The organism is Variovorax sp. MPBD4-3, from assembly GCF_058809745.1.
Map to the genome: position 1 here is coordinate 1 of NZ_JBXASW010000062.1, position 26092 is coordinate 26092.

Annotated in this window: 25 protein-coding genes; 9 read left to right on the forward strand and 16 right to left on the reverse strand. The window is 68.7% G+C overall.

Going from position 1 to position 26092, the window contains the following annotated elements:
* The first annotated feature begins 138 nt into the window (after positions 1–138).
* From AC1RVW_RS25760 to AC1RVW_RS25770, 3 genes are read left to right on the forward strand one after another with little or no spacing between them, the layout of a single operon-like run.
* Positions 139–981, forward strand: coding sequence for a hypothetical protein (locus AC1RVW_RS25760; protein WP_493203407.1), 843 nt, complete (start codon positions 139–141; stop codon positions 979–981).
* On the forward strand, positions 978–1664 hold the full coding sequence (locus tag AC1RVW_RS25765; protein ID WP_493203409.1) for a hypothetical protein: 687 nt from the start codon (positions 978–980) through the stop codon (positions 1662–1664). The genes AC1RVW_RS25760 and AC1RVW_RS25765 overlap by 4 nt, the downstream gene beginning before the upstream one ends.
* Entirely contained in the window at positions 1661–2296 is a 636-nt protein-coding gene (locus tag AC1RVW_RS25770) for a hypothetical protein (RefSeq protein ID WP_285414905.1), read from the forward strand. Before AC1RVW_RS25765 ends, AC1RVW_RS25770 begins: the two co-directional genes overlap by 4 nt.
* Here the strand turns inward: AC1RVW_RS25770 and AC1RVW_RS25775 are convergent.
* Complete coding sequence (locus AC1RVW_RS25775; RefSeq protein WP_493203411.1) at positions 2286–3176, reverse strand: LysR family transcriptional regulator; 891 nt, start codon at positions 3174–3176, stop codon at positions 2286–2288. The two genes, AC1RVW_RS25770 and AC1RVW_RS25775, sit on opposite strands and share 11 nt — an antisense overlap.
* 119 nt (positions 3177–3295) lie before the next feature.
* Here AC1RVW_RS25775 and AC1RVW_RS25780 point away from each other — a divergent pair, with 119 nt between their 5' ends.
* Complete coding sequence (locus AC1RVW_RS25780; protein ID WP_493203412.1) at positions 3296–3946, forward strand: glutathione S-transferase family protein; 651 nt, start codon at positions 3296–3298, stop codon at positions 3944–3946.
* Positions 3943–4932 (forward strand): flavin-nucleotide-binding protein, encoded by a 990-nt coding sequence (locus AC1RVW_RS25785; RefSeq protein WP_493203414.1) that lies wholly within the window; start codon positions 3943–3945, stop codon positions 4930–4932. The genes AC1RVW_RS25780 and AC1RVW_RS25785 overlap by 4 nt, the downstream gene beginning before the upstream one ends.
* On the opposite strand, the gene AC1RVW_RS25790 is transcribed toward AC1RVW_RS25785, so the two are convergent.
* Complete coding sequence (locus AC1RVW_RS25790) at positions 4890–6071, reverse strand: cytochrome P450 (RefSeq protein ID WP_493203416.1); 1182 nt, start codon at positions 6069–6071, stop codon at positions 4890–4892. The genes AC1RVW_RS25785 and AC1RVW_RS25790 overlap by 43 nt on opposite strands.
* An 83-nt stretch (positions 6072–6154) precedes the next feature.
* Between AC1RVW_RS25790 and AC1RVW_RS25795 the strand changes: the two genes are divergently transcribed.
* Complete coding sequence (locus tag AC1RVW_RS25795; RefSeq protein WP_493203418.1) at positions 6155–6847, forward strand: ArsR/SmtB family transcription factor; 693 nt, start codon at positions 6155–6157, stop codon at positions 6845–6847.
* A gap of 19 nt (positions 6848–6866) precedes the next feature.
* Here the strand turns inward: AC1RVW_RS25795 and AC1RVW_RS25800 are convergent, their stop codons facing one another.
* The 7 genes from AC1RVW_RS25800 to AC1RVW_RS25830 form a co-directional block, all read right to left on the reverse strand.
* Positions 6867–7877 carry a Bug family tripartite tricarboxylate transporter substrate binding protein gene (locus AC1RVW_RS25800; protein ID WP_493203420.1) on the reverse strand — a complete coding sequence of 337 codons (1011 nt, stop codon included), beginning with the start codon at positions 7875–7877 and terminating at the stop codon, positions 6867–6869.
* A 107-nt stretch (positions 7878–7984) separates the two neighbouring features.
* Positions 7985–9502 (reverse strand): AMP nucleosidase, encoded by a 1518-nt coding sequence (locus AC1RVW_RS25805; RefSeq protein ID WP_081267533.1) that lies wholly within the window; start codon positions 9500–9502, stop codon positions 7985–7987.
* Positions 9503–9808: 306 nt separating this feature from the next.
* A complete protein-coding gene (locus AC1RVW_RS25810; RefSeq protein ID WP_285415068.1) occupies positions 9809–10357 on the reverse strand; it encodes a TIGR00725 family protein in 549 nt (182 codons plus the stop codon).
* Positions 10308–11129 (reverse strand): ABC transporter permease, encoded by an 822-nt coding sequence (locus tag AC1RVW_RS25815; RefSeq protein ID WP_106936549.1) that lies wholly within the window; start codon positions 11127–11129, stop codon positions 10308–10310. Before AC1RVW_RS25815 ends, AC1RVW_RS25810 begins: the two co-directional genes overlap by 50 nt.
* Positions 11130–11142: 13 nt before the next feature.
* Complete coding sequence (locus AC1RVW_RS25820) at positions 11143–12222, reverse strand: extracellular solute-binding protein (RefSeq protein ID WP_081270427.1); 1080 nt, start codon at positions 12220–12222, stop codon at positions 11143–11145.
* Positions 12223–12244: 22 nt separating this feature from the next.
* Positions 12245–13273 (reverse strand): ABC transporter ATP-binding protein, encoded by a 1029-nt coding sequence (locus tag AC1RVW_RS25825; protein ID WP_285415069.1) that lies wholly within the window; start codon positions 13271–13273, stop codon positions 12245–12247.
* Between the two features lie 10 nt (positions 13274–13283).
* The gene (locus AC1RVW_RS25830; protein WP_081270425.1) at positions 13284–14069 is read right to left on the reverse strand and encodes an ABC transporter permease; all 786 of its coding nucleotides are present in this window, start codon (positions 14067–14069) and stop codon (positions 13284–13286) included.
* Between the two features lie 166 nt (positions 14070–14235).
* Here AC1RVW_RS25830 and AC1RVW_RS25835 point away from each other — a divergent pair, with 166 nt between their 5' ends.
* Both AC1RVW_RS25835 and AC1RVW_RS25840 read left to right on the forward strand, forming a co-directional pair.
* Positions 14236–15150, forward strand: a complete 915-nt coding sequence (locus AC1RVW_RS25835; RefSeq protein ID WP_106936552.1) for a LysR substrate-binding domain-containing protein — start codon at positions 14236–14238, stop codon at positions 15148–15150.
* Between the two features lie 28 nt (positions 15151–15178).
* The gene (locus AC1RVW_RS25840; protein ID WP_493203424.1) at positions 15179–16093 is read left to right on the forward strand and encodes a ketopantoate reductase family protein; all 915 of its coding nucleotides are present in this window, start codon (positions 15179–15181) and stop codon (positions 16091–16093) included.
* Here the strand turns inward: AC1RVW_RS25840 and gorA are convergent, their stop codons facing one another.
* Positions 16094–17452: a glutathione-disulfide reductase gene (gene gorA / locus AC1RVW_RS25845; protein WP_493203426.1), complete on the reverse strand. Its 1359-nt coding sequence runs from the start codon at positions 17450–17452 to the stop codon at positions 16094–16096.
* Positions 17453–17537: 85 nt separating this feature from the next.
* Positions 17538–18863 carry a hypothetical protein gene (locus AC1RVW_RS25850; RefSeq protein WP_493203428.1) on the reverse strand — a complete coding sequence of 442 codons (1326 nt, stop codon included), beginning with the start codon at positions 18861–18863 and terminating at the stop codon, positions 17538–17540.
* A 188-nt stretch (positions 18864–19051) separates the two neighbouring features.
* On the opposite strand from AC1RVW_RS25850, the gene AC1RVW_RS25855 reads away from it, so the two are divergent.
* The gene (locus AC1RVW_RS25855) at positions 19052–21052 is read left to right on the forward strand and encodes a PEP/pyruvate-binding domain-containing protein (protein ID WP_493203445.1); all 2001 of its coding nucleotides are present in this window, start codon (positions 19052–19054) and stop codon (positions 21050–21052) included.
* 38 nt (positions 21053–21090) lie between these two features.
* Here AC1RVW_RS25855 and AC1RVW_RS25860 read toward each other — a convergent pair whose 3' ends face one another.
* The 5 genes from AC1RVW_RS25860 to AC1RVW_RS25880 all read right to left on the reverse strand — a co-directional run bounded on the left by AC1RVW_RS25860 (position 21091) and on the right by AC1RVW_RS25880 (position 26091).
* Positions 21091–21408 carry a DUF2645 family protein gene (locus AC1RVW_RS25860; RefSeq protein ID WP_285415074.1) on the reverse strand — a complete coding sequence of 106 codons (318 nt, stop codon included), beginning with the start codon at positions 21406–21408 and terminating at the stop codon, positions 21091–21093.
* Between the two features lie 2 nt (positions 21409–21410).
* The gene (locus tag AC1RVW_RS25865; protein WP_493203430.1) at positions 21411–22118 is read right to left on the reverse strand and encodes a hypothetical protein; all 708 of its coding nucleotides are present in this window, start codon (positions 22116–22118) and stop codon (positions 21411–21413) included.
* Positions 22119–22329: 211 nt separating this feature from the next.
* Complete coding sequence (locus tag AC1RVW_RS25870; RefSeq protein WP_493203432.1) at positions 22330–24255, reverse strand: TRAP transporter large permease; 1926 nt, start codon at positions 24253–24255, stop codon at positions 22330–22332.
* On the reverse strand, positions 24252–24881 hold the full coding sequence (locus AC1RVW_RS25875) for a TRAP transporter small permease subunit (protein WP_493203434.1): 630 nt from the start codon (positions 24879–24881) through the stop codon (positions 24252–24254). The genes AC1RVW_RS25870 and AC1RVW_RS25875 overlap by 4 nt, the downstream gene beginning before the upstream one ends.
* Positions 24882–24975: 94 nt before the next feature.
* Entirely contained in the window at positions 24976–26091 is a 1116-nt protein-coding gene (locus tag AC1RVW_RS25880) for a TRAP transporter substrate-binding protein (RefSeq protein WP_106936556.1), read from the reverse strand.
* Position 26092: the final 1 nt, after the last annotated feature.

Sequence of the window (26092 nt, forward strand, 5' to 3'; positions counted from 1 at the left end):
GAAGAGGGGCGGGGGGGACGGGGTTGTTGTGGGCTGCACGCGGCGATTCTGACGCAGGCGTGCGCAATCCGCCCCCGCGGCTTGCCCGGGCCACGGCACAATCGCTGCCAAATGCATTTCACGGGGGGAGGCCCAAAGATGCTGCGTTTCCTGTTGGCGCTGTCTCTCCTGATGGCGCTCGGCGCCTGCGCGCCGTTTCATCGGCCGCTGTCGTCCGCGGACCGGGGCAAGGTCCGGGAGGTGGACGTGCGCGTGGTCGTCGCCCAGGAGAGCTTCATGTTCTCCGCGCAATCGCCCGGCGTGAGCGCTGCCACCGGCGGCGGGCTGATCGGCGCGCTGATCGACTCGTCGGTGCAGCAGTCGCGCCAGAAAGACATGAGCGCCGAGGTGCAGGCCATCGTCGGCCCGCTGCTCGACTACGACTACCGCGCCGAGGCGGCCCGCGCGCTCGAGGCGCAGCTGGCCGACCCGAGCTCCTTTCCGCTGAGGATCCGCTCTGCGCAATTGCTTGCCGCCATGCCGGTCAAGGCCGCGCACGAAGCCCGCATCGCCGCCACCCGGGACGGCCCTGCTTACATGGTGGTGTGGCTGCAATACGCGCTCGAGCCCGGACTCGGCGCTTTCACCACGCGCGCCTCCGCGCTGCTGTGGCAGGACGGCAAGAGCGAGCCCAGCTATCGCACCGCCGCCATTTTCCAGACGCCCATCGGCGGCACCGCGCGCGCCACCGTCATCCGCCGCCTCACGGCCGACGACGGACAGGTGCTGCGCGGCGTGATGCGCGACTCGATGACGCAGACCCTGCGCGCGGTGGCGATGGACATCGCCGGCGCGCGCTCCGGCGCGGTGAAGACCGCGCGCTTCAACGTCAACGGCTCGTGGGTGACCGTGGCCGGCGCGAGCTTCGACGAGCAGCCGGGACGCGTGCTGTTCCGCGACCAGGACGGCGCCCTCTACTCCGTCAGGAGCGCAGCCCCATGATGCCAATACGCGCGCGGAGTGCCGCCGCCCTGTGTGTCCTTTCGGCGCTCTGCGCCATGCCGGGCCTGTCGCATGCGCTGACCGAGACCGAGCCGCTTTCCATGGTGTTCGAGCCGGCGCCCGAGGCGGCGGAGCGGCCCAACAGTCCGCCGGTCGCGCGGCTGCACGTCGCCAACGGTTGCACCCTGTACCTGCCGGCCATCGACGACCTGCGCCTGAACAAGGCCAACGTGGGCAACCTGACCGTGATGCTGCCCACCTTGCACGCCACGCCGGTGTCGGTGCAGTCCATCCAGGGCGGCGACGCCGGCCCGTGGATTCGCGGCGCGCTGCAGTCGGCCGGCCGCTACGGGCTGCAGGTGGTGGTGGCCGCCGCGCCGCCGTCGCCCGGTGCCGCACGGCAGGTGACGGCCGATGTGGCGCTGCGCCTCGCGCATGCGTGGTCCGCCGGGCTGAACCTGGTCTCTCACATCGTGCTGCAGGCCACCTACCGCAGACCCGGCGCCGAGCCCGTGGTGCGCCAGTACCACGGCATGGGCACGCGCACCAACTGGGCCAACGGCAACGGCGAATTCATGTCGGTGCTGAACCTCGGCATCGAGGAGGCCGTGCGCGGCATGGCCACCGATGCCGCGGCGCTGTGCGAGGGCAGGCCCTTGCCCGAACGGGCGGCCGTGCCATGAAGCCCATGCTGAAGCTGCACCTGACCTGCGGCGCGCTGCACGCGTCGCAGATTCCTTTCTTCGTCGCGGTGTGCGAGCAGGCCGGGCTGCGGCCGCTGCTGATCGACCATCACCACCATCGCGGCGGCAACGACCATGGCGGCGCCGAGCGCAAGCAGCAGCCTTCGGCCATCGCCTGGCTGCGTGCCGACTTCGAAGAGGCCAAGGCCGAGGCCATGGCGCTGGCGCAATGGCTGGCGCGCGCGGGCATGGCCGTGCTGGGCGTGAAGGTCGATGCGCAGGTGCATGACGCCGACAGGCTGGGCCGCGCCGGACGGTACTTCGAGTGGCGCGGCAAGCTGCGCCAGTTGCACGACCTCTCCGCGCTGCAGCAGCTGTGCGAGGCGCACGGCGCACAGCTGTCGCGCGACAGCCTGCGCGAAGAAGCCGACACCTGCTTCCTCACGCTGCGCAGCCGCGAGCCACTGGATGCGTTCAGCGTGCGCGTGGTGGCGCTGTGCGAGCAACTCCACCGCGACGGCTGGTCTCTGCTGGCGCAGGACTCCGAGATCTGCCTGCACGACAGCCGGGAGACACCCGAGATGCCCGGCGCCGACTGGCTCGCACCTTACCTGGGGTCTGCTAGAGCCTGAGTTCGCTGAACTCCATCTTCATCCAGTCGATGAAAGCCCGCGTGCGCGCCGGCAGCAACCGCGCGTTCGGGTAGATCACGCTCACGGGCCGCGGCTGCGGCTCGAAGTCTTCCAGCACCAGCGCGAGCCGCCCCTGCGTCACGTGCGGCATCACCTGGTAGGAGAAGAAGGTGCCGAAGCCCATGCCCGCCGCGCAGGCTTCGATGGCCGGTGCGATGTGGTTGAACTCCAGCCGGTTGTCCGGCGTCACGCCGATGGTCTTGCCGCCGTCGCGGAACAGCCATTGCGGCGGCGCATCGACCCGGCCGCGCACGCAGGGGGCGCCGTTCAGCTCGCGCGGATGTCGCGGCGTGCCGTGCGCTGCCAGGTAGGCGGGGCTGGCCGCCACCACGCGGCGGATGGTGCCCAGCGTCTGCGCCACCAGCGACGAGTCTTCCAGCGGGCTGATGCGGATGCCCACGTCGACGCCCTCTTCGAGCATGCTCACCGTGCGGTCGTACAGGCGCACGCTGCAGCGCACCTTCTCATAGCGCTTCATGAAGCGCACGATGGCCGGCGCCACGTACATGTGGCCGAACAGCACCGGCGCGGTGATGGTGAGCTGCCCGGCCGGCTCGCGGGCCTCGGCCTTCAGCGCGAGGTCGGCGGCGTCGGCCGCCAGCAGCACTTCGCGCGCGCTCGGCAGGTAGTGGCGGCCCTCCTCGGTCAGCGAGAGGCGGCGCGTGGTGCGGTGGAACAGGCGCACGCCCAGGTGCGCCTCCAGCGACGCCAGCGAGCGCACCACCGCGGGCAGCGAAGTGCCGAGCGCCTCGGCGGCGCGGGTCAGGCTGCCCTGGTCGGCAATCTGCACGAAAGTCTGCATGGCCTTGAAACGATCCATGGCGCGATTAAACCGGAAATCGCAGCAGTCAAATACAGAAGTGGCTATTCATTCATCCGGCGCAAGAGAGAAGAATCGGCACCGTACCCGCTCAAAGACATTCCAGAAGGACCCTCGCCATGAACGCCACCCGACCCATTCGCCCCATCAAGCTCTACGGCGCCGCCATTTCGGGCCACGTGCACAGAGTGCGCCTCTTCCTCACGATGCTCGGCCTGCCCTTCGAGAACATCGAACTCGACATGCGCAAGCGCGAGAACCGCACGCCGGAGTTCCTGGCGCGCAACCTCTTCGGCCAGGTGCCGGTGATCGAAGACGGCGATCTGACGCTGGCCGACTCCAACGCCATCCTGGTCTACCTCAACGCGCGCTATTCGCCCGACCCCGCCCGCTGGATGCCGCAGGACGCGGTGGGCGCGGCGCAGGTGCAGCGCTGGTTCTCGGTAGCCGCCGGTCCGCTGGCGTACGGGCCTGCCGCCGCGCGCGTCATGGCGCTGTTCGGGCTGGCCACCGATCCGGCGGAGACGGTGACGCGCTCGCATGCGTTGCTGGCGGTGATGGAAGCGCACCTGCGGCAACAGCCCTTCCTCGCGGGCCCGGCTGCCACGCTGGCAGACATCGCGAACTACGCCTACGTGGCGCACGCACCCGAAGGCAGCGTGTCGCTCGACGGCTATGTGCATGTGCGCGAATGGCTCGCGCGGGTGGAGGCGCTGCCCGGCTTCGTGCCGATGGTGCGCACGCCCGTCGGGCTCGCGGCGGCCGCATGATCGCCGCACCGTTCCATGCGGGCGAACGCGCGCTGCAGGCGCTTGCGGGTTCGCGCGAGCAGATGGAGGCCGCGGGCCCGCGCATCATCCGCGACTTCATGCCCGACCAGCACCGCGAGTTCTTCTCGCTGCTGCCCTTCATCGTGGCGGGCAGCATCGACGACGGGCTGCAGCCCTGGGCCAGCGTGCTCGCGGCGCCCGCCGGCTTCGTGCATTCGCCCGATGCCACGCACCTGCGCATCGATGCGCTGCCCGCGGCGGGCGATCCGCTCGCGGGCCAGCTGAAGCAGGGCGCGACGCTGGGCCTGCTCGGCATCCAGCCGCACACGCGGCGGCGCAACCGCATGAACGGCACGGTCGAGGCCATCGACGCGGCGGGCTTCATGGTCGAGGTGCAGCAGAGCTTCGGCAACTGCCCGCGCTACATCCAGGCACGCGAGCCGGTGTTCGCACCGCCGCGCGGTGATGCGGCGCCCGCGCAATGGCTCGACAAGCTCGACCTGGCGGCGCATCGGCTCATCGGCAGCGCCGACACGCTGTTCATTGCGACTGCGTATCCGAACGAAGTGGCGGTGGGCGACGATGCCGATGCGAGTTCGCACGGCGTCGATGTGTCGCACCGCGGCGGCCGGCCGGGCTTCGTGCGCATCGACGGCGACGACACACTGACCGTGCCCGACTTCAACGGCAACCGCTTCTTCAACACGCTCGGCAACCTGGCGGCGCATCCGCGCGCGGGGCTGCTGTTCGTCGACTTCGACAGCGGCGAGCTCCTGCATGTGGCGGTCACGGCCGAGATCGTCTGGAACGGCCCCGAGGTGGCCGCGTTCGAAGGCGCGGAACGGCTGATGCGCTTCCATGTGACCCATGCCTTGCGCCGCCCGGCGGCGCTGCCGTTGCGCTGGGGCGATGCGCAGCTGTCTGCGCATCTCGCGCACACCGGTCAGTGGAACACCGGCACGCGCGCCGCGACCGACGGCCGGTAGTGCCAGCCGCGCAGGCGCTGCGCGTCGACGTCGGGTGCGCGCTGCAGCAGGGCTTCGAGGCCGGCCGCCGCCAGCGTGCAGGCCAGGGCCTGCCCCGGGCAGGCGTGCGTGCCGTGGCCGAAGCCGAGCATGCGGCGCTTCGCACGCACGAGGACGAAGCTGTCGGGGTCGGGGTTGAACGAGGGATCGCGGTTGGCCGAGGCCAGCAGCACCAGCACCGTGTCGCCCACCGCGAGCGGCGTGCCCGCGATGGTCACGGGCGTTGCCACGAAGCGCCGCGTGTTGTGCACCGAGGGGTCATGCCGCGCCGTCTCTTCGACGATGGCCTGCAGCCCGTCGCGCGTGCGTGCGGCCGTGCGCAGCGAGGGTTCGCGCAGCAGCGCGATGAGGCTGTTGCCCAGCAGGCCGGCCGTGGCGTCGCAGGTCTGCGAGAGCAGGCCGACCAGGTTGGCGAGCAGCGAGCGCGACGGTGCGGTGCTTTCGGCCAGCACGGCCGCCAGCAGCGTGCCCCGGCGCGGCGGCGTGCCCGCGACCAGGCCTTCGAAGCGCGCCATCAATCCGCCTGCCGCCGTGCTTGCGCCCTGCAGTTGGCTCGCCGTCGACAGCGGCGACAGGCAGGCCACGAAGTCGCGCGTCCACAGGTCGACCTGCGGCAGCGCCTCGTCGGCAAAACCCAGCAGGTGCGCGACGGACCGCACCGGCATCGAGAACAGCGTGTCGGACAGCGGCTGCTGCTGCGGCACTTGCCGCGCCACCTGCAGGGCAGCTTCGCGCACGGCGTTCAGATCGAGCCCGGACAACGCCCGCTGCAGCGCGGGCCGGTGGGCGTCGTGCGCTGTGCCGTCGTTCATGCGCACCAGGTGGCCGAACACCTCGCCGGCCGGGCTGCCCGCGATGGCGCTTGGCACCGGCTCGGCGACCGGCCGCACGCGCAGCGCGCCGTGCGCCTGCAGCACTTCTTCGATCACCTCGGCGCGGCTGGCCACCCAGAGGCGAAGCTTCTCGTTCCACGCCAGCGGTGGGCCGTTGCGCAGGCTGGCGTAGAAGGGGTAGGGGTCGGCATGCGTCGCGGCCGCGACCGGGTCGAGGGTCGCGTCGGGAGGCAGGTCGGGAGGGGTGGGGCTGTTGTTCCGGTCCATGGCCGCAGTGTGCGATCGGCGGCAACGCCACACTTCGTCCGCGGCCGAAGTGTCGGATGCCGAGCCGTCTTACGATGGGGCGCATGGACACCCTCGATTCCACCGCCGATTTTCAGCTGGCCCGCGTAGCCGGCGCCATCGCCGAGCCTGCGCGCGCCCGCATGCTCAGCTGCCTGATGGACGGCCACGCACGCACCGCCACCGAACTCGCCACCGTGGCCGAGGTGGCCGCGTCCACCGCGAGCGCGCATCTTGCGCGGCTGAAGGAAGAGCGGCTGGTCGAACTGCTGGTGCAGGGCAAGCACCGCTACTTTCGCCTGGCCAACGACGACGTGGCCGCCGCGCTCGAAAGCCTGATGGTGGTCGCCGGCACGCCGCGCGCGGCGGAGTTCAAGCCCAACACGCCGAGCCGCCTGCGCAGCGCGCGCACCTGCTACGACCACATGGCGGGCACCGCTGGCGTCGCACTGCACGACCGGTTGCATGCGCAAGGCTGGCTCAGCGGCTTGCAGAGCGGTTCCTACGAGCTCACGCCCGGCGGCGCGATCGCGCTCGAAAGCCTGGGCGTGGAGGTGGACGCGGTGCGCCGCTCGCGCCGGCGCTTCGCCTGTGCCTGCCTCGACTGGAGCGAGCGCCGGCCGCACTTGGGCGGCGCGCTCGGGGCCGCGTGGCTGCAGCTGTCGCTGCGGCGCGGATGGGTGCGGCAGGAACTGGACGGCCGCGCGCTCACGCTCACGCCGAAGGCGCAGCGCGAGATGCCGGAGCTTTTCGCCTGAGCGCCGGCAGGGTCCGGCTTCAGGCCTTCAGCTTGAGCAGGTAGATCAGCGGGCCGGCCATCGCGGTGTCCAGCTCCAGGAAGCTCTCGAAGTCCTTGCCCGCCATCCAGTACGGGTCCCAGTTGTTGCGCTTGATGGTCTTCGCCCACAGGTCGTGCGTGGTCGCGCGGCGCACCGCGTCGAGCAGCACGGCCTTGCGGTAGGGCGGCACCTTCTTGCCGGTCATCACGCCGCGCCAGTTGGCGAGGTCGGCGTCCACGCCCTGCTCGCGCACCGATGCGATGCCCTGGAACGGCTGCTTCGACGACACGCCGATGGCGCGCAGCCGGCCGCTGGCCAGGCTGTCGCTGAATTCGCTGAAGCCCGAGATGCCCGCCACCGCCTTGCCGCTTTCCAGCGCCTCCACCACCTGCGCGCCGCCGGGGTGCGGCTGGTAGACCAGCGAGGAGGAAGCGCCCGCCACGCGCGCCAGCATGCCGGCGTACATGTGGTCCACGCCGCCGGCGGAGCCGCCCGCGACCACGGTGTTGGCCGCGTCCGTGCGCAGCTGCGCGATCAGGTCCTTCGGCGTCTTGATGGGAGAGTCGGCCTTGACCGCCACCACTTCATAGTCGCTGGTCAGGCGTGCCACCGGCGACACGTTGCTCAGGGTCACCGCCGGCTTCTGCAGCGCCACGGCACCGACCATCACCATGCCGCTGACGAGCAGGGCCTCCGGGTCGGCGTCGTATTTCTCGACGTACTTGGCCAGGCCGATGGTGCCGCCCTTGCCGCCGATGTTCTCGTAGACCACGTTGCCCACCGCGCCCGAGGCCAGCAGCGCGGCGCCGAGCGCGCGGCCGGTCTGGTCCCAGCCGCCGCCTTCGTTGGCGGGAATCACGATGCGCAGCTTGCTGCCCGCCGGTGCGTCGGCCGCCCTGGCGATGCCGGGCCACAGCGCGGCGCCCCCTGTGCCTGCAGCTGCGGCCGATGCCGCGATCCATGCCGAGAAGTTGCGGCGCGAGAGAGTGACGGAAGGCGACTGGGGCATCTTGTTTCCGGTTTTCTGTGGGGAAACCGAATGATGTCCGCGAAAAGCGCCGATCCCGCCCGTGCGCGGGCAGGGACAAACCCGGATGCACGCCGGGCGCCCTTGCTTTACTGGAAGGCCACCTCGGCAAAGCTGCGCAGCTTGCGGCTGTGCAGGCGCGTGGAGCCTTCCTCGCGCAGGATGTCGATGGCCCGCATGCCGATGCGCAGGTGCTGTTCCACCCGTTCGCGATAGAAGTGGTTGGCCATGCCGGGCAGCTTGATCTCGCCGTGCAGCGGCTTGTCGCTCACGCACAGCAGGGTGCCGTAGGGCACGCGGAAGCGGAAGCCGTTGGCCGCGATGGTGGCGCTTTCCATGTCCAGCGCCACCGCGCGGCTCTGGCTGAAGCGGCGCTGCGGCTGGTTGCCGGGCAGCAGCTCCCAGTTGCGGTTGTCGGTGCTGGCCACCGTGCCGGTGCGCATGATCTTCTTGAGGTCGGGGCCCTCGTAGCGCGTGACGTCGGCCACGGCCTTCTCGAGCGCGAGCTGGATCTCCGACAGCGCCGGAATGGGCACCCACAGCGGCAGTTCTTCGTCGAGCACGTGGTCCTCGCGCACGTAGGCGTGGGCCAGCACGTAGTCGCCCAGCTGCTGCGTGTTGCGCAGGCCGGCGCAGTGGCCCAGCATCATCCAGGCGTGCGGGCGCAGCACGGCGATGTGGTCGGTGATGGTCTTGGCATTGGCCGGGCCGACGCCGATGTTGACCATGCTGGTGCCGCTGCAGTCCTCGCGCACCAGGTGGTAGGCCGGCATCTGCGGCAGCCGCGGCGGTGCGGTGCCCTGGCTGCCGTCGAGCAGGTGGCCGAAGTTCTCGCTGCCGCCAGCGGCCAGGCCGCGGCGGCGCGTGACCACGTTGCCGGGCTCGATGAAGGCGATGTACTCGCTGTTCTCGTCGGCCATGGCCTCGTGGCCCAGCCGCACGAACTCGTCGATGTAGAACTGGTAGTTGGTGAACAGAACGAAGTTCTGGAACCAGTCGGGCGCGGTGCCGGTGTAGTGGCGCAGGCGGTGCAGCGAGTAGTCCACCCGCGCGGCCGTGAACAGCGACAGCGGCTGCGCCTCGCCGTCGCGCGCCTCGAAGGTGCCATTGGCGATGCCGTCGTCCATCACGCCCAGGTCGGGCAGGTCGAACACGTCGCGCATGAGGGCGCGGCGCTCGGCGCTCATGGTGCCTTCGATGTGGTCGTTCTCGGCAAACGAGAAGTGGATGGGAATGGGCTGCGTGCTGGTGCCGATCTCCAGCTCGACCTGGTGGTTTTCCAGCAGCAGGCGGAACTGGTCGAAGTAGTAGCGCGAGAACAGGTCGGGCCGCGTCAGCGTGGTCTCGTAGCGGCCGGGCCCGGCCACGAAGCCGTAGCTCAGGCCGGCGTTGGCCGGCGGCGTGTGGCGCGAGACGGTGTGGGTATGCACCCGCACGAAGGGGTAGCAGGCCCGTACCCGGCCGGGCAGCGCCTCGCCGGCAACGAAGCGCAGCATCGATTCGCGAAGATGGGCCAGGCCGCCGTTGTAGATGGCCTTGACCTGTTCGAGTGCGGCGGCGGCATCGGTGAAGCGGGCGGGAGCGACGAAGGTGGGCATGTAGGGCATGGCGTCATTGTGCAATGCCTGTTGTGGGGTGTTTGGCGGCGTTGTTCGGGGCGCGCTCACGCCGACGGGGTGCCTTGCTCCGCGAATGTCCCCCGGCCTGCGGCCTCCTCCTTTATTTCGCTGCGCAAGGCACCCCGCCGTCGTGAGCGTTCAGAGCACTTGTTGATCGAGCGGCACAACGGCAGCGCTCGTTGTGCGCAGGGCGCCGGGTGCTCCCCGCAGCGAAATAAAGGAGGAGGGCGAAGCCCGGGGGACATTCGCGGAGGGGAGTACCCGGTGGCCTGTGCACGCACCCCGAAAGAAACCTCAGCCCAGCAAGCACCCCAGCACCTTCGCAAGCATGTCGTTCACATCGACAGCCTGCACCGCCCCGGGCAGCGCCACATCGCCGTGCATCACGAACACCGGCTTGCCCCACTTCAGCCCCATTGCCATCTCCGACAGCGTGCCCATGTTGCCGCCGATGGCCACCAGGCACACGCCGCTGCGCGCGATGATGCCGTTGCGCATCTCGCCCATGCCCGTGGGAATGGCCACGCTGAGCCACTCGTTGGCGTTGCGGTCGTCGTCCTCGGGCAGGATGCCCACGGCGATGCCGCCGGCTTCCACCGCGCCGCGCGAGGCCGCGGCCATCACCCCGCCGCGCCCGCCGCACACCACCGACATGCCCGCGCGGGCCAGCGCATGCGCCACCGCATGGGCGGCCTCGCACTCGGCCGGGCCGCCGTCGCCGGGGCCGATCATCGCCACCGGCTGGCGGTGGCGCGACGGCCCCCGCTGCTTCTGCGCCAGGCGCGCCAGCGCCTCAGTGACCGGCGCCGACAGCACCGCGCTCGCGCCTTCGCGTAAAGACATCACCCACTCCCATCACGATCACACACACCACCATCAGCACCAGCGACAACGCCGCCGCCACCGCGAAATCGGACCCGCCGTCGCCCACCTGCGCCAGCAGCATCAGCGGCAGGATGTTGAGCTGCGTGCCCACCAGCGCCAGCGCCGTGCCGTAGGTGCCCATGGCAATCGCGGCGACCATGCAGGCGTTCGACAGCACCGAAGGCAGCACCTCGGGCACCACCGTGTCCCGGAAGGCGCGGGCTTTCGACGCGCCCAGCGTGCGCGCCGCCTGCGCCGGGCGCAGGTCGAGGTTCGCGAACACCGGGTACAGCGACAGCGCCACGCGCGGGATCAGATAGTAGGCATAGGCGAAGCCCAGGCCCGACACGCTGTAGATCCAGCTGCCCAGGGCCGCCGGGTCCGCGCCCAGCCCCGCGAGCAGCTGCGTCACGAAGCCCGCGCGCCCGAAGGCCAGGATGAAGCCGTAGGCGATCACCAGACCCGAGAACGCCAGCGGCAGGCCCAGCAGCGTCATCATCCACTGGCGCCGCGACGCCGGCTGGCGCGCCAGCTCGATCGCGATGCAGGTGCCCACCAGCGCCGACACCGCGCCCGCCGCCAATCCCAGCGCCAGCGTGTTGCGCAGCGCGCCGAAGAACAGCGGGTTGCCGAACAGCCGCCCGAAGGCGCTGCCGCCTTCGCCGAAGGCCTCGGGCAGCAGCGCCGCCAGCGGCACCGCGAAGAACAGCGCCATGAAGGCCCAGGCGGGCCAGGCGCCAAAGCGTCGCATCACGGCTGCCCGATCACTTGCCCAGCGCGGCTTGCGCCCACAGCTTGTCGATCTCGGCCTTGCGCTCCGAGGCCTTCACCACGTCCAGCGGCTTGATCTGCGGCGCGGGCGGCATCTTGGCAGCCACGTCGGCGCTCAGCTGCGTGCCCGGCACGGCCGGCCGCACGAAGCCCTGCGCGAACAGCGACTGGCCGGCCTCGCTCATGATGAAGTTGAGCCATAGCTTGCCGGCGTTCGGGTTCGGGCCGTTCTTCACCAGGCTGATGGCGTAGGGCGCGGCCACGCTGGCTTCCTTCGGAATGACGACTTCCATCGCGTCGCCCATGCCGTCGACGTGCTTGGCTTTCAGGCCGTCGTTCTCGTAGCTGATCCACACCGGGATCTCGCCCTTGAGGAACTTGGCGTAGGGCGTGGTGCCTTCCACGCGCAGCACGTTGCCGGCCGAATGCAGCTTGCCCAGGTAGTCGATGCCGGGCTGCACGTTGTCGACGCTGCCGCCGTTGGCGTAGGCCGCGGCGAAGGTCAGCACCTGGCCGATGCCGGTGGAGCGCGGGTCGAGGTAGACCACCGTGTTCTTGAACTCGGGCTTGAGCAGGTCGGCCCAGCCCGTGGGCACGTTCTTCACCAGCTTCTTGTTGACCAGGAAGGCGATGTTCAGCGTGTGGATGGTGAACCAGCGGCCTTCGGCCTCGCGGAACACGGGCGGCAGCTTGTCGAAGTTGACGGGCTTGAAGGGCGCGACCACGTCCTTCTTCGCGGCGTCGACGGCCGAGGCGGCGAAGTAGTAGGCGGTGTCGGCCTGCGGGCGGCGCTTGGTCTTCTCGAGCGCGACCACGGTGGCGGCGGAACCGATGTCGTTGTAGGTCAGCTCGATCTCGGGGTAGCGCTTCTTGAAGTCGCGGAACAGCGACTTCCAGTTGGCCCATTCGGGGCCGGTGTCGAAGGAGACGCACAGGCCTTCCTTCTGCGCCTCGGCGTACAGCGCCTTCTCGCCCGCATACAGCTCGGGGCCGTCGAAGGCGAAGGCGGTGCGGGCCGCGAGGGTGGCCAGCGGCAGTGCGCCGGCGGCTTGGATCAGTTGTCTGCGTTGCATGGTGGCTCCTTGAGGAAAGGGTTCAGTGGTCGAGTAAACGGATGTGCCCGGGCGCGATGGCGATGGCCTCCACGGCCGGCGCGGGCGATTCGGCAAGGAAGGGCTTGGCCGCGCCCGGCACCTCGAAGTCGTAGCGCGTGAGCGCACCCAGGTAGCGCTGCGCGCGGGTGCTGCCCGCGAGACGGTTCACGGCGTCGGCTGCGGGGTCGGCTCGGATGTGCTCGGGGCGCACCAGCACGTGCACCGCGGTGCCGAAGGCGCGCTGGCCGGTGTCGGCGAAGAGTTCGGCGAAGCCCAGGTCCAGCCGGCCCGGCGCGGCCACCTTGGCGGGCAGGATGGTCGAGAGCCCGACGAACTCGGCCACCGCGCGGCTCGCGGGGTTCTCGTAGATGTCGCGCGGCGTGGCGATCTGCAGCAGCCGGCCGTCCTTGAGCATGGCGACGCGGTCGGCCATGACCAGGGCTTCTTCCTGGTCGTGCGTGACCAGCAGCGTGGTGGCGTTGAAGCGCTGCTGTATGGCGCGGATCTGGTCGCGCAGGTGGCCGCGCACGCTGGCGTCGAGCGCCGACAGCGGCTCGTCGAGCAGCAGGGCGCGCGGGTCGATGGCCAGGGCGCGCGCCAAGGCCACGCGCTGCTGCTGGCCGCCCGAAAGCTGCGCCACGGCGCGCTGCGCAAAGTCGCCCAGCCCCACGATGTCGAGCAGCTCCTGCGCGCGCTGGCGTCGTTCGGTGGCCGCCACCTTGCGCAGCTTGAGCCCGTAGGCCACGTTGTCGAGCACGCTCAGGTGCGGGAACAGCGCGTAGCTCTGGAACACCATGCCGATGTTGCGCTGGTGCACGGGCGTGCGCGACATGTCTTCGCCGTCGAGCGCGATGCGGCCGGTGTGGCCCGTCTCCAGGCCCGACACCAGCTTCAGCAGCGTCGACTTGCCGGAGCCGCTGGGGCCGATCACCGCGACCAGCTCGCCGGTGCGCACGTCGAGCGACACGTCGTGCAGGCCGTGCGTGCTGCCGGGATAGTTGTAGTTGACGTTGTCGAGTAGGAGGCTCATGGCGTATCGGTCAGGCGCGTTGCTTCACGAGGGAAGAGGAAAGAAGCGCCGACGCGCTCGCCAGCACAAGAAGGATCACCGTGGCCGCGCAGGCGAAGCCCGTGGCGCCGTAGAAGGCCTGCAGCAGCACCACGGGGTAGGTGCGGTTCTGGAAGCTCGTGAGCAGGTTCGACACGCCGAACTCGCCCACCGAGATGGCCGCCACCATCACCAGCCCGCTGATCAGGCTCTGGCGCAGGCTCGGCAGCACGATGCCGGTGAACTGCTGCCAGCCCGAGGCGCCGAGCGTGGCCGCCGCCTGCTCGAGCCGGCCGAGGTCGAGGTGGCGCAGGTCGGTCAGCAGCGTGTTGGTGAGGTAGGGCAGGGTGAGGATCGCGTGCGCGGCTATCAGCAGCGGCATCGAGCCCAGCCAGGGCGCGAGATCGGTGTTGAACACGATCATGTAGCCGAAGGCCAGCGTGATGGCCGGCACCGCCACCGGCGTGGCGCTCACGATGCGCGCCGCCAGGCTGCCGCCGCGCTGCGCGCCGTGGTACAGCGCATAGGCCAGCGGCAAGGCCAGCACGGTGTTGATGGCGCAGGCCGACATGGCGACCACGAGGCTGCTGACGAAAGCCTTGCGGAACGAGGTGTCGAGCCACAGGTCGACGTACCACTGTCCGGTGATGCCGGTGGGCAGCAGCGTGTTGGTCCAGTTGCCGCCCACGCTGCCGATCATCAGCAGGGCGATGGGCAGCAGCAGGTACAGGCCGTAGATGAGCGAAATGCCGCGAACCAAGGTTGTCTCCAATGTCATGGACACCCGGCATACTTTCCGGATGCGCTACTGTCAGCGCCGGGCATGCCGCCGCGTTGCCCCGAATTCTAGGAACCGCGTGCGTACTTATGGGTGAAAGTTGGATGACGACACTTGAGCAATCAGAAAGCGTTTTTCACGCAGCTTTCATGAAGCGGAGCGATGCATGAAGCGCGACTGCCCCACCATCCAGGAGCTGCTGGCCTTCGACGCGGTGGCGCGCCACCAGAGCATCACGCTCGCGGCGGGCGCCCTGTGCATCACCGTGAGCGCGGTCAGCAAGCAGATCGCCGGGCTCGAGGCTTTCCTGGGCCGCGAGCTGCTGCAGAAGAACGGACGCGGCGTGCAGCTCACGCCGCAGGGCCGCGTGTACTGGCAGAAAATCTCGGGCGGGCTGCGCGCCATCGAGACCGCGACCTTCGAGGCCCGCTCGGGCGACGCGGGCGCGGGGCTCCTCACGCTGGCCAGCGTGCCCACCTTTCTCACCAAGTGGCTCATTCCGCGGCTGCCCGCCTTCAGCCAGAAGAGCCGCCACGTGATGCTGAGCTTCAGCCGCCACCTGGAGCCCAGCGACGGCATTCCGGCGGGCGTGGACGCCGCCATCCGCTACGGCCCCGACGGCTGGCCCGGCGTGGTGTCCGAGTACATCGCGGGGCGCGAGTTCGTGCTGATCGTGGCGCGCTCGCTGGTCGAGGGGCGCCACCGCATCGCGCAGCCCGCCGACATCACCGGCCACACGCTGCTGCATCACGAAGGCGCGCCCGGCGCGTGGCGGCAATGGGCCGCGCAGCACGGCGTGCCGGAAGTGCAGACGGTGGCGGGGCCGCGCTTCGCGCAGTATTCGGCGCTGATCCAGGCGGCGCTCAACGGACTGGGCATCGGCCTCGTGCCCAGGCTGCTGGTGCAGGAAGAGCTGGCCGAAGGCGCGCTGCTGAGCCCCTGCGGCACGCCGGTGAGCGTGAACCAGGGCCACTACCTCTGCTACCGGCCCGACCGGCTCGACCTGCCGGCCTTCGTGGCGTTCCGCGAATGGCTGCTGGCCGAGGGCGCGGCCTCGCGCGGCGCCGAGGCCGAGGCATGATCCCCGCAGCATCCAAGGAGTCGCATCGATGAAAGTCGCAGTCATGGGCGCCGGCGCGGTCGGTTGCTACTACGGCGCCATGCTGGCGCGCGCGGGCCACGAGGTGGTGCTGATCGGCCGGCCCGCGCATGTGGAGGCCGTCAACGCCAACGGGCTGCGGCTGGAGACCCGGGCCTTCGACGAACAGGTGCGGATGGCCGCGAGCACCGAACCCGGCGCGGTGCAGGGTGCCGACCTGGTGCTGTTCTGCGTCAAATCCACCGACAGCGAATCGGCCGCCGCGCAGATCGGGCCGCACCTGGCGCCGGGCGCGCTGGTGCTCACGCTGCAGAACGGCGTGGACAACGACGAGCGCGTGCGCGCGGTGCTGCCGGCGTCGAACGAAGTGGCCGCCGCCGTCGTCTACGTGGCCACCGGCATGGCCGGCCCCGGCCACGTGAAGCACAACGGCCGCGGCGAGCTGGTGATCGCGCCGTCGGGCCGCAGCGAGGAAGTCGCGCGGCATCTGGCGGCGGCCGGCGTGCCCACGCAGATCTCGGACAACGTGCGCGGCTCGCTCTGGGCCAAGCTGATCCTCAACTGCGCCTACAACGCGCTGTCGGCCATCACGCAGCTGCCCTACGGCGTGCTCGTGCAAGGCACGGGCGTGAGCGACGTGATCCGCGACGTGGTGGCCGAGTGCCTCGCGGTGGCGAAGGCCGAAGGCGTCGAAGTGCCGGGCGACACCGACGCCGCCCTGCGCGGCATCGCGCAGACCATGCCCGCGCAGTATTCATCGACCGCTCAGGACCTGGCGCGCGGCAAGCTCAGCGAGATCGACCACCTCAACGGGCTGGTAGTGCGGCGCGGCGAGGCGCTGGGCGTGCCCACGCCGGCCAACCGGGTGCTGTTCGTGCTGGTGAAGCTGCTGGAGGGCAAGCCGCAGCAGGCGGCGCAGGCCTGATCAGCCGGGCATCGGCTCGCGCATGGTCACGAACTCTTCGGCGGCCGTGGGATGGATGCCGATGGTGCTGTCGAACAGCGCCTTCGTCGCGCCCGCGCGCATCGCCACGGCAAAGCCCTGCACCACTTCGCCGGCATCCGCGCCCACCATGTGCAGGCCCACCACGCGGTCGGTGGCCTTGTCGACCACCAGCTTCATGAAGGTGCGCTCGTTGCGGCCCGACAGCGTGTGGCGCAGCGACTTGAACTCGCTCGAGAACACGGTCACTTCGCCGAACTTCGCGCGCGCTTCGATCTCGCCATAGCCGCAGGTGCCGATGTTCGGATGCGTGAACACGGCGGTGGGAATGAACTCGTAGTCGAGCCGGCGCTTGCCCTTGCCGAAGAGCTCGTCGACCACCACCATCGCCTCGGCCAGCGCCACCGGCGTGAGCTGCACGCGCGTGGAGACGTCGCCCACCGCGTAGATCGACGGCACCGAGCTGCGGTAGTGCGCATCGACCGCGATCGCGCCTTTCTCGTCGAGCTTCACGCCCGCGGCCTCCAGGCCCAGGCCCTGCGTGTTGGGCACGCGCCCGGTCGCGAAGAGCACCGTGTCGGCCTCGATCTGCTGGCCGCGTGCCAGCGTGACGGTGAGGCCGCCTGCGCCGCGCGCGACGGAAACGGCCTCGCAGTTGAGCCGCAGGTCGACACCCGCCTTGCCCATCTCGCTGGCGAGGAACTGCCGCACGTCGTCGTCGAAGCCGGTGAGCAGGTGCGCGCGGCGATGCAGCTGCGTCACCTTGGCGCCCAGGCCGTTGAAGATGGAGGCGAACTCGCAGGCGATGTAGCCGCCGCCCACCACCAGCAGGCGCCTGGGGAACGGGTCGAGGTCGAACATCGCGTCGGAGGTCACGATGTGCTCGCGGCCCGGAATGTCGGGCACGAAGGGCGTGCCGCCGGTGGCTACCAGCAGGTGGCGCGCCGTGTGGCGCTTGCCGTCGATCTCGACCGTGTGGGCATCGACCAGCTGGGCCCAGCCGGTGACGAGCGTCACGCCGGCGTTTTTCAGCAGCGAGCCGTAGATGCCGTTGAGCCGGCCGATCTCTTTCGCGCGCTGCGACTTGAGATGCGCCCAGTCGAACTGCGGGGCCTGCGGCAGCTTCCAGCCGTAGCCCGCGGCCTCCTCGAAGGATTCGGCGTAGCCGGCCGCGTAGCTGTAGAGCTTCTTGGGTATGCAGCCCACGTTGACGCAGGTGCCGCCGAGATCGGCGGCCTCGGCCAGCCCGACGCGCGCGCCGGTTTGCGCCGCTATGCGCGCGGCGCGCACGCCGCCGCTGCCGCCGCCGATGACGAAGAGATCGAAGTCGAATGTGGGCATGAAAAGCTCCTTGGCCGCCGACTTTAGCGGCGGGCGGATTGGCGGAGCTTTCGGCGGGGCTTCCGGCGCCCCGCGCCCGCGGGGATCAGCGCGAGTCCGGCGAGGTCCAGAGCCGCTTCAGGTCTTCGCCCTGGCCTTGTTGCTGCTGCGGCGTTGCGGCAGCGCCGCGTTGCTGTTGCTGCTGTATCGCACGAAGCTGCGCTTCCTGGGCCTGGCGCAACGCGTTCTGCTGCGCCGCCTGCTGGGCCTGCACCTGTTGCTGCATCTGTACGGCGCGCAGTTGCATCTCCTGCTGCTGGCGAAGCTGCAGTTGCTGCTGCTGGACTTGCGCCGCCTGCTGCGCCGCGCGCTGTTGCTGTTGAAGCAGCTGCTGTTGCTGCTGGGCCTGCGCCTGCGCGGCGCGCAGCTGCATTTCCTGTTGCTGGCGCAGGGCCTGCTGTTGCTGCTGCTGGAGCTGCAACTGGATCTGCTGTTGTTGCTGCTGTTGCCGCCAGCGGTCCTGCTCGGCGCGATCGCGCCACTCGCGGCGCTGCTGCCATTCGCGCTGCTGGCGCCATTCCTGGTCGCGGCGCCAATCTTCCTGCTGGCGGAGTTCCTCCTGCTGCTGGCGCCACTCCTGCTCGCGCTGCCAGGCCAGCTGTTGCTCCTGCTGCACCCTGTAGTCGGGCTCGTAGCGCACCTGCGGCGGCGGCACGGCCACCACCGCCGGTTGCACCAGCAGGCCGGGCGGCTCGAAGCGTGCGGTGCCGGAGGAGCGGTCCTCGTTCCGGTCGCGCTCGGCCACCCAGGCGTCGAAGCCGGCGTTCTGCACCCGCTGGGTCTGCACGACCGCCAGGTCGCGTCCGGACACGGTCGTCTGCTGGCGGTCGGTCAGCAACTGCGAGGCGCCGTTCCTTCCGTACAGCGTGAGTTGGCCCGACGCAACCGCCACCCAGGTGGTGGAAGTGGCGGTGTCCGCGGCGAAGCGGTATTCGCCCGGCGCGGTGATCACCGCCTGCAGGTTGCCGGTGTGGATCTTCAGGCGCTGGCCCGCCAGGCCGTCGCGCACGCGCAACTGCAGCTCGCCCTGCGTGGTGGTGATGTCCACGAAGTTGCCGTCGAGTCCCGAGAACTCCACCTGCGTCTGGCTGCCCAGCCGCAGCGCCACCGGGCCGATGTAGAACTCGGCGCGCGCGTTGCGGTCGGTCCAGACGCGGTCGCCGACCGACAGCGTGCTGCCTTGCCGGGCCGCCTGCCAGCGGTCCTGGCCGGCGGGCGCGATGCTCACGGTGCCCTGTTGCTGGTTCAGGCGTGCGATCTGGCCCTGTGGGCCGGGCTGGGCGCCGGCCGCGATGCCGGCGCCCAGGAGCGCCAGGCCGAGCAGCCACTGTTGCAGCGGGCGACGAATGCGCCCGGGTGTCTTGCGGTTCATGTGTTTCCTCTGATCCCCGGATGTACGAAGCGGTCCGGTCGCTTGGTTTGCCTGTTTGTAACGCGCGAGAATCCGCTGCCGCTGTCAGCGCCGTCCCCTTGCTTGGTGAAGCGCAGGTGCATTCGGCAACCAGCTGTAAGGAGGGAACAGAGGTGAAAAACGAAAACAACGCGCGCCTTGAGGGCGAAATGTGCTTCCACAAGAGATGGCCGGCGCTGCTGGCGCTGTGCATCGCCGCCACCGCGGCGGTGCCGGCCGCCGCCCAGCTCGCGCGCAAGCCTTCTTACTATCAGCAACAGAACCAGCAGGGCCCGGCCCAGCCGCAGGGGGCGCGTCCGGCGGTGCCGTCGTCGCTGCCGGCGCTGCGCAGCCAGGGCGACTTCGACCAGCTCGCGCGCGTCTACGACGCCGGCACGCCGATGCAGCTGGCTCACGTGCTGTTCGTCGTCGACCTGAAGGCGAAGCCGGCGCCGCGCATGTACTACATCGACACGCCGCGCTACCAGCTGCACGTGCGGTTCCTGCGCGACACGCGGCTGGCGCCCGACACCGCCAAGCGCGAGATCGATCGCAACTACCTCGTGCCCGACCGCCGCTTCCTGTTCGGCACGCTGAGCTGGCAGCAGAACATCGGCGCCTTCAGCTACGAATTCTGGGAAGGCGACCGGCTCACCGCGCCGCTGCTGCGGCAGGCCGACGCGCAGGTGAAGGCCAGCTTCTTCGCGCCCGTGAAGTTCAAGACCAACTCCACGCTGCACGAGCGAATTGCCATGGAAACCGGCATCGACTACATAAGCCAGGAGGCGTTGATCCGCGAGCAGCCCTATCTGCCGATGAACGTCGGCACCGCCACCGGCCGCGTGCGCGTGGTGGAGGACGAGTCGGGCATCAACGCACTGCTGCCCGACGACATCGCGGTGCTGCGGCAGGTGCCCCTGAGCCTGCCGCCGGTGGCGGGCGTGCTGACCGAGCGGCCGTCCACGGCGCTGTCGCACGTCAACCTGCTGGCCAAGGGCTGGGGCATTCCGAACGCCTATGTGCGCGACGCTGCGACGGTGCTGAAGGAGCACGCGGGCCAGTGGGTGGCGCTGAAGGTCGCGGCCTCGGGCTACCAGGTGCGCCGCCTCACGGCCGATGAGATCGCGGCGCTGCCGCCGCGCGCGGTGCGCACCGCCGCCGCCGGCGCCACGCCCGGCGGTGCGAAGGCCGTCAAGCCCGACCTGCTCGAGACCCGCCTGCTGCCGCTGGCCTCGCTGCGCGCCCGCAACAGCGCGCAGTGCGGCACCAAGGCCGCCAACCTCGGCGCCATGCAGGCCGCACGCATTCCGGGCACGTCGGTGCCCGACGGCTTCTGCGTGCCCTTTGCCCACTACGACCGCTTCATGCGAGCGAACGGCCTGGGCGAGCGCATCGCGCGCATGCAGCAGCAACCCGGCTTCGCGAGCGACCCCAAGGTCCGCCAGAAAGCGCTGGCGCAGCTGCGCGACGAGATCGTGCAATGGCCGGTCGATGCGGCCACTGCCGCTTCATGGCGCGCGGCATGGCAGTCGCAATTGGGCGGGGGTGGCGTGTTCGTGCGCAGTTCGTCCAACTCCGAAGACCTGCCCGGCTTCAGCGGCGCGGGGCTCTACACCACCGTGCCCAACGTCAAGACCGGCGACGCGCTCGAGGCCGCGGTCAAGAAGGTCTGGGCTTCGGTCTTCAACCCCGAGGCATGGGAGGCGCGCGGCGCCGCGGGCTTCGGCGCCGAGTCGGTGCTGATGGGCGTGTTCGTGCAGACCGCCATCGACTCCACCAACGCCGGCGTGCTGATCACCCGCGACCCCTTCGACGCGGGGCATGCGCACGTCACCTACATCTCGGCCAAGCGCGGCATCGGCATCCGCGTGGTCGAGGGGCAGCGGGTGGCGGAGCAGGTGATGTATTCGAGCTGGTCCAAGGCCATCCAGGTGCTGAGCCGCTCGGCCGAAGACACGGCGTTGCAGCTCGACAAGGACGGCGGCGTGAAGGAAGTGCCGCTGCAGGCCGGGCGCAACGTGCTGACCGACGACCTGGTGGTGCGCCTGGCCAACGTGGGCGCGGCGGTGAAGCGCACCTTCAACGCGGTCGACCAGGACATCGAATGGGCGACGGTGGGCGACAGGATCGTGCTGCTGCAGGCGCGGCCGTATGTGGAGCGGCGGCGCTGAGACAGGGCCGCGAACCTTCAACCCTTTGCCTCGCCAGCTCAGCACAACGGGTAATAGATAAAAAAACGCCACCCCCAAATCGCGAGCAAGGCAATGGCAATCCAAAGGGAGTAATGTATTTTTTTCTCTCTGATTGACTGGATCGCTGCAAAAACAAAGAGTGGAATTAAAAAGGCGACAGAGAAAAATCTGGTGCTGATGTCATTGTCAATAGGCAATCCACAAAAAGTCAGCCCATCGGATTTTGCACTCGGCTCGTCCAACATCCATTCATACTTGTTCATGGGCATGAGAAGCATCAGGGCAATGCAAAAGAAGGCATACGCCGATACAACTGCCAGACCTATTCTTTTCATTGTCAGACTTTTTCGAGAAGCATTAAGATATGGTCGCGATGCTCCAGCATTCTGCGCCCATATTCGGAAAATTGCCTGCCTTGGCTTCCAGGGGAAAGCTTTATTGAATCTATAAATTCATTCAACGCACGCTCGATGCCTCGGTTATAGCGAGAGCCTGCGACGATGAATTGTTCGTCAGTGAGATTTGAAGTATCGGTGCCTGGGTAGTCGTACAGGATCAGATTTTTCAGATGCAGAGCAACGACGTTCAAATTGAACGTGTCGGTCTCAAGGCACGCAATCAGGTTCATTCGATCGGAGTACGACAACAGTTCGATCGGTATGCCTAGCTCTTTGGAGGCAACCCGCAGCTGGATGCTGACCGCGCCAACCGATGTTTCTTCGGGCGGCTTTCCAAATTTGACGGGTCGGCCCGCCAGTGTTCGCTGCAACGTGCGTCCTTGGAATACCGGTCTTTTGATGCCGTCGGGTTTGCCGCCCACTTCGGCCCAAGCGACGCAGCCGAGCATCGCGGGAGGGATTCGGTATTGCTCCGCCGCATCTTTTATACGGAATTTATTGTAAACAACCCAACCGTCTTTGTACGCTTGCAGATATGCTCGCCCGCCACCCATTTTTTCCGATAATACGCGCCATTTGAAAACGTCCCAACTTTTCCATTTGGGATGATTTGAATTGTCCGGCGCGCAAAACTCCCTGCCGCTCATGTGCCACTCCCTTTTTAATTTGAGGCATCATGGTAGGGGCGCTCGGCTCAGTCTGCTATGTCTCAAGTAGCAGCCTGAGAATTTCTGCACGCTTGAGCATATATTTGCTCATAGGCATGGGGTTCATGCGGGAGCAGGTCGCAAAGGTGGCTCGGCTCTTTATCGTCAATGGAACCGCGCCGGAGTAGACGCAGAGCGCGACGACATTGCTCTACTTGTAGAGCAGCTGCGGCAGCCACAGCCCGATCTGCGGCCACGTGTACAGCAGCACGATCGCCAGCACCTGGATGCCCATGAAGGGCAGCATGCCCAGGAATATCTGGTTGAGCGTCACGTGCGGCGGGCTCACGCCCTTCAGGTAGAAGGCCGCCATGGCCACCGGCGGCGACAGGAAGGCCGTCTGCAGGTTCAGCGCCACCAGCAGCCCGAAGAACAGCGGGTCGACGCCGAAGTTGTCGAGCAGCGGGATGAAGATGGGCATGAAGATCACGATGATCTCGGTCCACTCCAGCGGCCAGCCCAGCAGGAAGATGATGACCTGGCTCAGGATCAGGAACTCCACCTTCGTGAGGTTCATGCCCAGCACCCACTCTTCCACCAGCGCCTGCCCGCCCAGCAGCGCGAACGCGGCCGAGAAGATGGCCGAGCCCACGAAGAGCCAGCACACCATGGCCGATGTCTTGGCCGTGAGGAACACCGACTCCTTCAGCACCGCGAGGTTCAGCCGCCGGTAGGCCGCGGCCAGCAGCATGCCGCCGAGCGCGCCCATGGCGGCTGCCTCGGTCGGCGTGGCAAGGCCCAGCACGATGGAGCCCAGCACCGAAAGGATCAGCAGCACCAGCGGGAAGAACGACGCCAGCAGCATCTTGAAGATCTCGAGCCGCGCGAAGCTCAGGAACAGGTAGAACAGCGTGACGATGGCGCCGAAGATCGCGAAGGTGACCCACCACCAAGTGGGCGCGGGGCGCTCGGTGGCGGCTTCGGCGGCACTTTCGGCGGCGCCTTGCGCTGCTTCTGCCGGCTCGCCCAGCGGGGCGGCGGCCGCGGCGGGCTCCGGCGCCTGTTCACCGCCGGGTGGCTCCTGCAGGCTTTCTTCGCGCGGCGGCTCCTGCAGCCCGCCTTCGGACGGCGGTTCCTGCAAGCCGCCCGCGGCGGGTGCGCTGCGCACGGCGCCGATCTCCTCGATGTCGTAGCGCGCCTGCGCCTCCACCGTGGTCACGGCCTTGTAGCTGAAGGCCGCCAGCAGCAGGAAGATCACGCCGGGCATCGCGACGATGCCGAGCTGCTTCAGCACATGCGAGAGCGGCACGCCGGCATTGCGCCGCCCCTTGACCAAGCCCACCAGCGCATGCGCGGCGGGGCTTTCGGCCAGCCGCTGCGACAGCGGCGGCAGCGGCACCACGCGCTCGGCCTGCGACAGCGGCGGCGCCCACTGCGGCTTGATCCACGCGATGATGATCACGTACAGCACATAGAGCGAAGCCAGCATCAGCCCCGGAAAGAATGCGCCCGCATACAGCTGCACCACCGACACCCCGGCCGTCGCGCCGTAAACGATCAGCAGCACCGACGGCGGAATCAGGATGCCCAGGCAGCCGCCCGCCGTGATCGCGCCCGCGGCCAGCGGCACGCTGTAGCCCGCGCGCAGCATGGCCGGCAGCGCCAGCAGGCCCATCAGCGTGACCACCGCGCCCACGATGCCGGTGGCCGTCGCGAAGATGGTGCAGGTGACCAGCGTCGCCACCGCGAGCGCGCCCGGCAGCCGCGCGAGCGCCAGGTGCAGGCTCTTGAACAGCGATTCGATGAGGTTTGCTCGCTCCACCAGGTAGCCCATGAACACGAACAGCGGCACCGCGATGAGCACGTCGTTGGCCATGGTCTTGAAGGCCGACTGCACCATCAGGTCGAGCGTGCGGTGCCAGTCGCGGTCGTAGGCGAGCCAGGTGAAGATCATGCCCATGCCCATCAGCGTGAACGCCGTGGGAAAGCCCAGCATGATGGCTACGACCACCAGCGACAGCATCAGCAGCCCGAGGTGGCCGTTGGTGATGGTGGGCGCATTGGCCAGCACGGTGCCAGCGCCGATCACGATCAGCGCCATGAACGACAGGCCGAACCAGAGTTCGCGGCGGATCATCGCGCGCCCCCGGTGGCTGTCTGCCCCACCACCACGCGGTCGAGCGCGGCGATGTCCTCGTCTTTCACGTGCACCATTTCCTTGAGCTTCTCGACGTCGACCTCTTCCACGTCCTGCTCGCGCGAAGGCCATGCGCCCTGCCGGATGCACTGCACGCAGCGGATGATCTCGACGATGCCCTGCAGCAGCAGCGTGAAGCCCGCGAGCGGGATGATGTACTTGAAGGGGTAAAGCGGCAGCGGCTCGGCCGAGAAGGTCTGCTCGCGGATGGCGAGCGACTCGCCCGCGTAGATCCAGCCGGCCCAGGTGAGCGCGACGATGCCCGGCAGGAAGAACACGATGTACAGCACCAGGTCGACCGTCGCCTGCGTGCGCGGACGGAAGAAGCCGTAGAGCACGTCGCCGCGCACGTGGCCGTTCTTCGAGAGCGTGTAGGCGCCGGCGGTCATGAACATCGCGCCGTACAGCATGATCTGCGCGTCCAGCACCCAGGCGTGCGGCTTGTTGAGCGCATAGCGCGAGAACACCTCCCAGCTGATGAGCAGCGTGAGCAGCAGCGCGCACCAGGCGAAGGTCTTGCCGATCCATGTGGAGAACCGGTCGACCGCCAGCAGGAAAGATTGCATCGGAACGAACTCCTCGCCGCGACCCGTGCGCGGCATGCGTGCAGGCATGAAAAAGAGGGCGCCGCCCGGGCGCCCTCGCGTCACATGAATCGCATCAGGCCTTCCTAGCCTGTCGTCCGAAGTAGTGGTTGTAGGCCATCTTGAAATCGACCGAGTAGTCGTTCTGCCACTGGCCGGCGCGTTCGGCAAAGGCACGCTGCGAGTCGAGCACCTTCTTGAACATCGGGTTCTCGGCCGACTTCTTCGCGATGGTCTTGTCCCATGAGGCGAGCTGCGCGCGCAGCACCGCGTCGGGCGTCTTGTAGAACTTGATGCCGGACTTCTTCAGCTCTTCGTAGTCCTTCGAGTTGCGGTCGATGGCCTTCCAGCTCATGTCGGCGCTGGCCGCCTGCGTGGCGTATTCGATGATGGACTTGAGCTCGGGCGGCAGCGACTTCAGCTTGCTGCCGTTGAACAGCACCTCGAACTGTTCGCCGCTCTGGTGGAAGCTCTGCAGCATGCAGTTCTTCGCCACGTCGGGAAAGCCCAGCACGCGGTCGCTCGATGCGTTGTTGAACTCGGCCGCGTCGATCAGGCCGCGGTCCAGCGCGGGCACGATCTCGCCGCCGGGCAGCGGGTTCACGGCGGCGCCCATGTCGGTGAACACGTCCACGGCCAGGCCCACGGTGCGGAACTTCAGGCCCTTCATGTCCTCGGCCTTGGCCACCGGTTTCTTGAACCAGCCCAGCGGCTGCGTGGGCATGGGGCCGTAGAGGTAGGAGGCCACGTCGAGGTTCAGGCCCTTGTAGATCTCGTCCATCAGCGCCTTGCCGCCACCGTAGGTGTGCCAGGCCAGGATCATGTTGGCGTCCATGCCGTAGCCGGGGCCCGAGCCCCACAGCGCGAGCGCGGAGTTCTTGCCGTACCAGTACGCGACCACGCCGTGGCCGCCGTCGAGCGTGCCCTTGGCCACCGCGTCGAGCAGCTGGAATGCGGGCACCACCGAGCCGGCCGGCAGCACCTCGATCTTCAGGCGGTTGCCCGCCATGTCATTGACCTTCTTGGCGTAGTCCTGCGCGTACTCGTGGAAGATGTCTTTCGCGGGCCAGGTGCTCTGGAAGCGCAAGGATGCGGTCTGGGCCATGCTGACCATCGGCACGGACATGGCACCGGCGGCCACGGCGGCGCCCTTGAGCAGCCCGCGGCGGCGGGGCAGTTTGCTGTCTGTCATT

Excerpts from the sequence above, each read along its gene's own strand:
- AC1RVW_RS25760 (WP_493203407.1), top strand. The coding sequence starts at position 139 with ATGCTGCGTTTCCTGTTGGCGCTGTCTCTCCTGATGGCGCTCGGCGCC.
- AC1RVW_RS25765 (WP_493203409.1), top strand. The coding sequence starts at position 978 with ATGATGCCAATACGCGCGCGGAGTGCCGCCGCCCTGTGTGTCCTTTCG.
- AC1RVW_RS25770 (WP_285414905.1), top strand. The coding sequence starts at position 1,661 with ATGAAGCCCATGCTGAAGCTGCACCTGACCTGCGGCGCGCTGCACGCG.
- AC1RVW_RS25775 (WP_493203411.1), bottom strand. The coding sequence starts at position 3,176 with ATGGATCGTTTCAAGGCCATGCAGACTTTCGTGCAGATTGCCGACCAG.
- AC1RVW_RS25780 (WP_493203412.1), top strand. The coding sequence starts at position 3,296 with ATGAACGCCACCCGACCCATTCGCCCCATCAAGCTCTACGGCGCCGCC.
- AC1RVW_RS25785 (WP_493203414.1), top strand. The coding sequence starts at position 3,943 with ATGATCGCCGCACCGTTCCATGCGGGCGAACGCGCGCTGCAGGCGCTT.
- AC1RVW_RS25790 (WP_493203416.1), bottom strand. The coding sequence starts at position 6,071 with ATGGACCGGAACAACAGCCCCACCCCTCCCGACCTGCCTCCCGACGCG.
- AC1RVW_RS25795 (WP_493203418.1), top strand. The coding sequence starts at position 6,155 with ATGGACACCCTCGATTCCACCGCCGATTTTCAGCTGGCCCGCGTAGCC.
- AC1RVW_RS25800 (WP_493203420.1), bottom strand. The coding sequence starts at position 7,877 with ATGCCCCAGTCGCCTTCCGTCACTCTCTCGCGCCGCAACTTCTCGGCA.
- AC1RVW_RS25805 (WP_081267533.1), bottom strand. The coding sequence starts at position 9,502 with ATGCCCTACATGCCCACCTTCGTCGCTCCCGCCCGCTTCACCGATGCC.
- AC1RVW_RS25810 (WP_285415068.1), bottom strand. The coding sequence starts at position 10,357 with ATGTCTTTACGCGAAGGCGCGAGCGCGGTGCTGTCGGCGCCGGTCACT.
- AC1RVW_RS25815 (WP_106936549.1), bottom strand. The coding sequence starts at position 11,129 with ATGCGACGCTTTGGCGCCTGGCCCGCCTGGGCCTTCATGGCGCTGTTC.
- AC1RVW_RS25820 (WP_081270427.1), bottom strand. The coding sequence starts at position 12,222 with ATGCAACGCAGACAACTGATCCAAGCCGCCGGCGCACTGCCGCTGGCC.
- AC1RVW_RS25825 (WP_285415069.1), bottom strand. The coding sequence starts at position 13,273 with ATGAGCCTCCTACTCGACAACGTCAACTACAACTATCCCGGCAGCACG.
- AC1RVW_RS25830 (WP_081270425.1), bottom strand. The coding sequence starts at position 14,069 with ATGACATTGGAGACAACCTTGGTTCGCGGCATTTCGCTCATCTACGGC.
- AC1RVW_RS25835 (WP_106936552.1), top strand. The coding sequence starts at position 14,236 with ATGAAGCGCGACTGCCCCACCATCCAGGAGCTGCTGGCCTTCGACGCG.
- AC1RVW_RS25840 (WP_493203424.1), top strand. The coding sequence starts at position 15,179 with ATGAAAGTCGCAGTCATGGGCGCCGGCGCGGTCGGTTGCTACTACGGC.
- gorA (WP_493203426.1), bottom strand. The coding sequence starts at position 17,452 with ATGCCCACATTCGACTTCGATCTCTTCGTCATCGGCGGCGGCAGCGGC.
- AC1RVW_RS25850 (WP_493203428.1), bottom strand. The coding sequence starts at position 18,863 with ATGAACCGCAAGACACCCGGGCGCATTCGTCGCCCGCTGCAACAGTGG.
- AC1RVW_RS25855 (WP_493203445.1), top strand. The coding sequence starts at position 19,052 with ATGTGCTTCCACAAGAGATGGCCGGCGCTGCTGGCGCTGTGCATCGCC.
- AC1RVW_RS25860 (WP_285415074.1), bottom strand. The coding sequence starts at position 21,408 with ATGAAAAGAATAGGTCTGGCAGTTGTATCGGCGTATGCCTTCTTTTGC.
- AC1RVW_RS25865 (WP_493203430.1), bottom strand. The coding sequence starts at position 22,118 with ATGAGCGGCAGGGAGTTTTGCGCGCCGGACAATTCAAATCATCCCAAA.
- AC1RVW_RS25870 (WP_493203432.1), bottom strand. The coding sequence starts at position 24,255 with ATGATCCGCCGCGAACTCTGGTTCGGCCTGTCGTTCATGGCGCTGATC.
- AC1RVW_RS25875 (WP_493203434.1), bottom strand. The coding sequence starts at position 24,881 with ATGCAATCTTTCCTGCTGGCGGTCGACCGGTTCTCCACATGGATCGGC.
- AC1RVW_RS25880 (WP_106936556.1), bottom strand. The coding sequence starts at position 26,091 with ATGACAGACAGCAAACTGCCCCGCCGCCGCGGGCTGCTCAAGGGCGCC.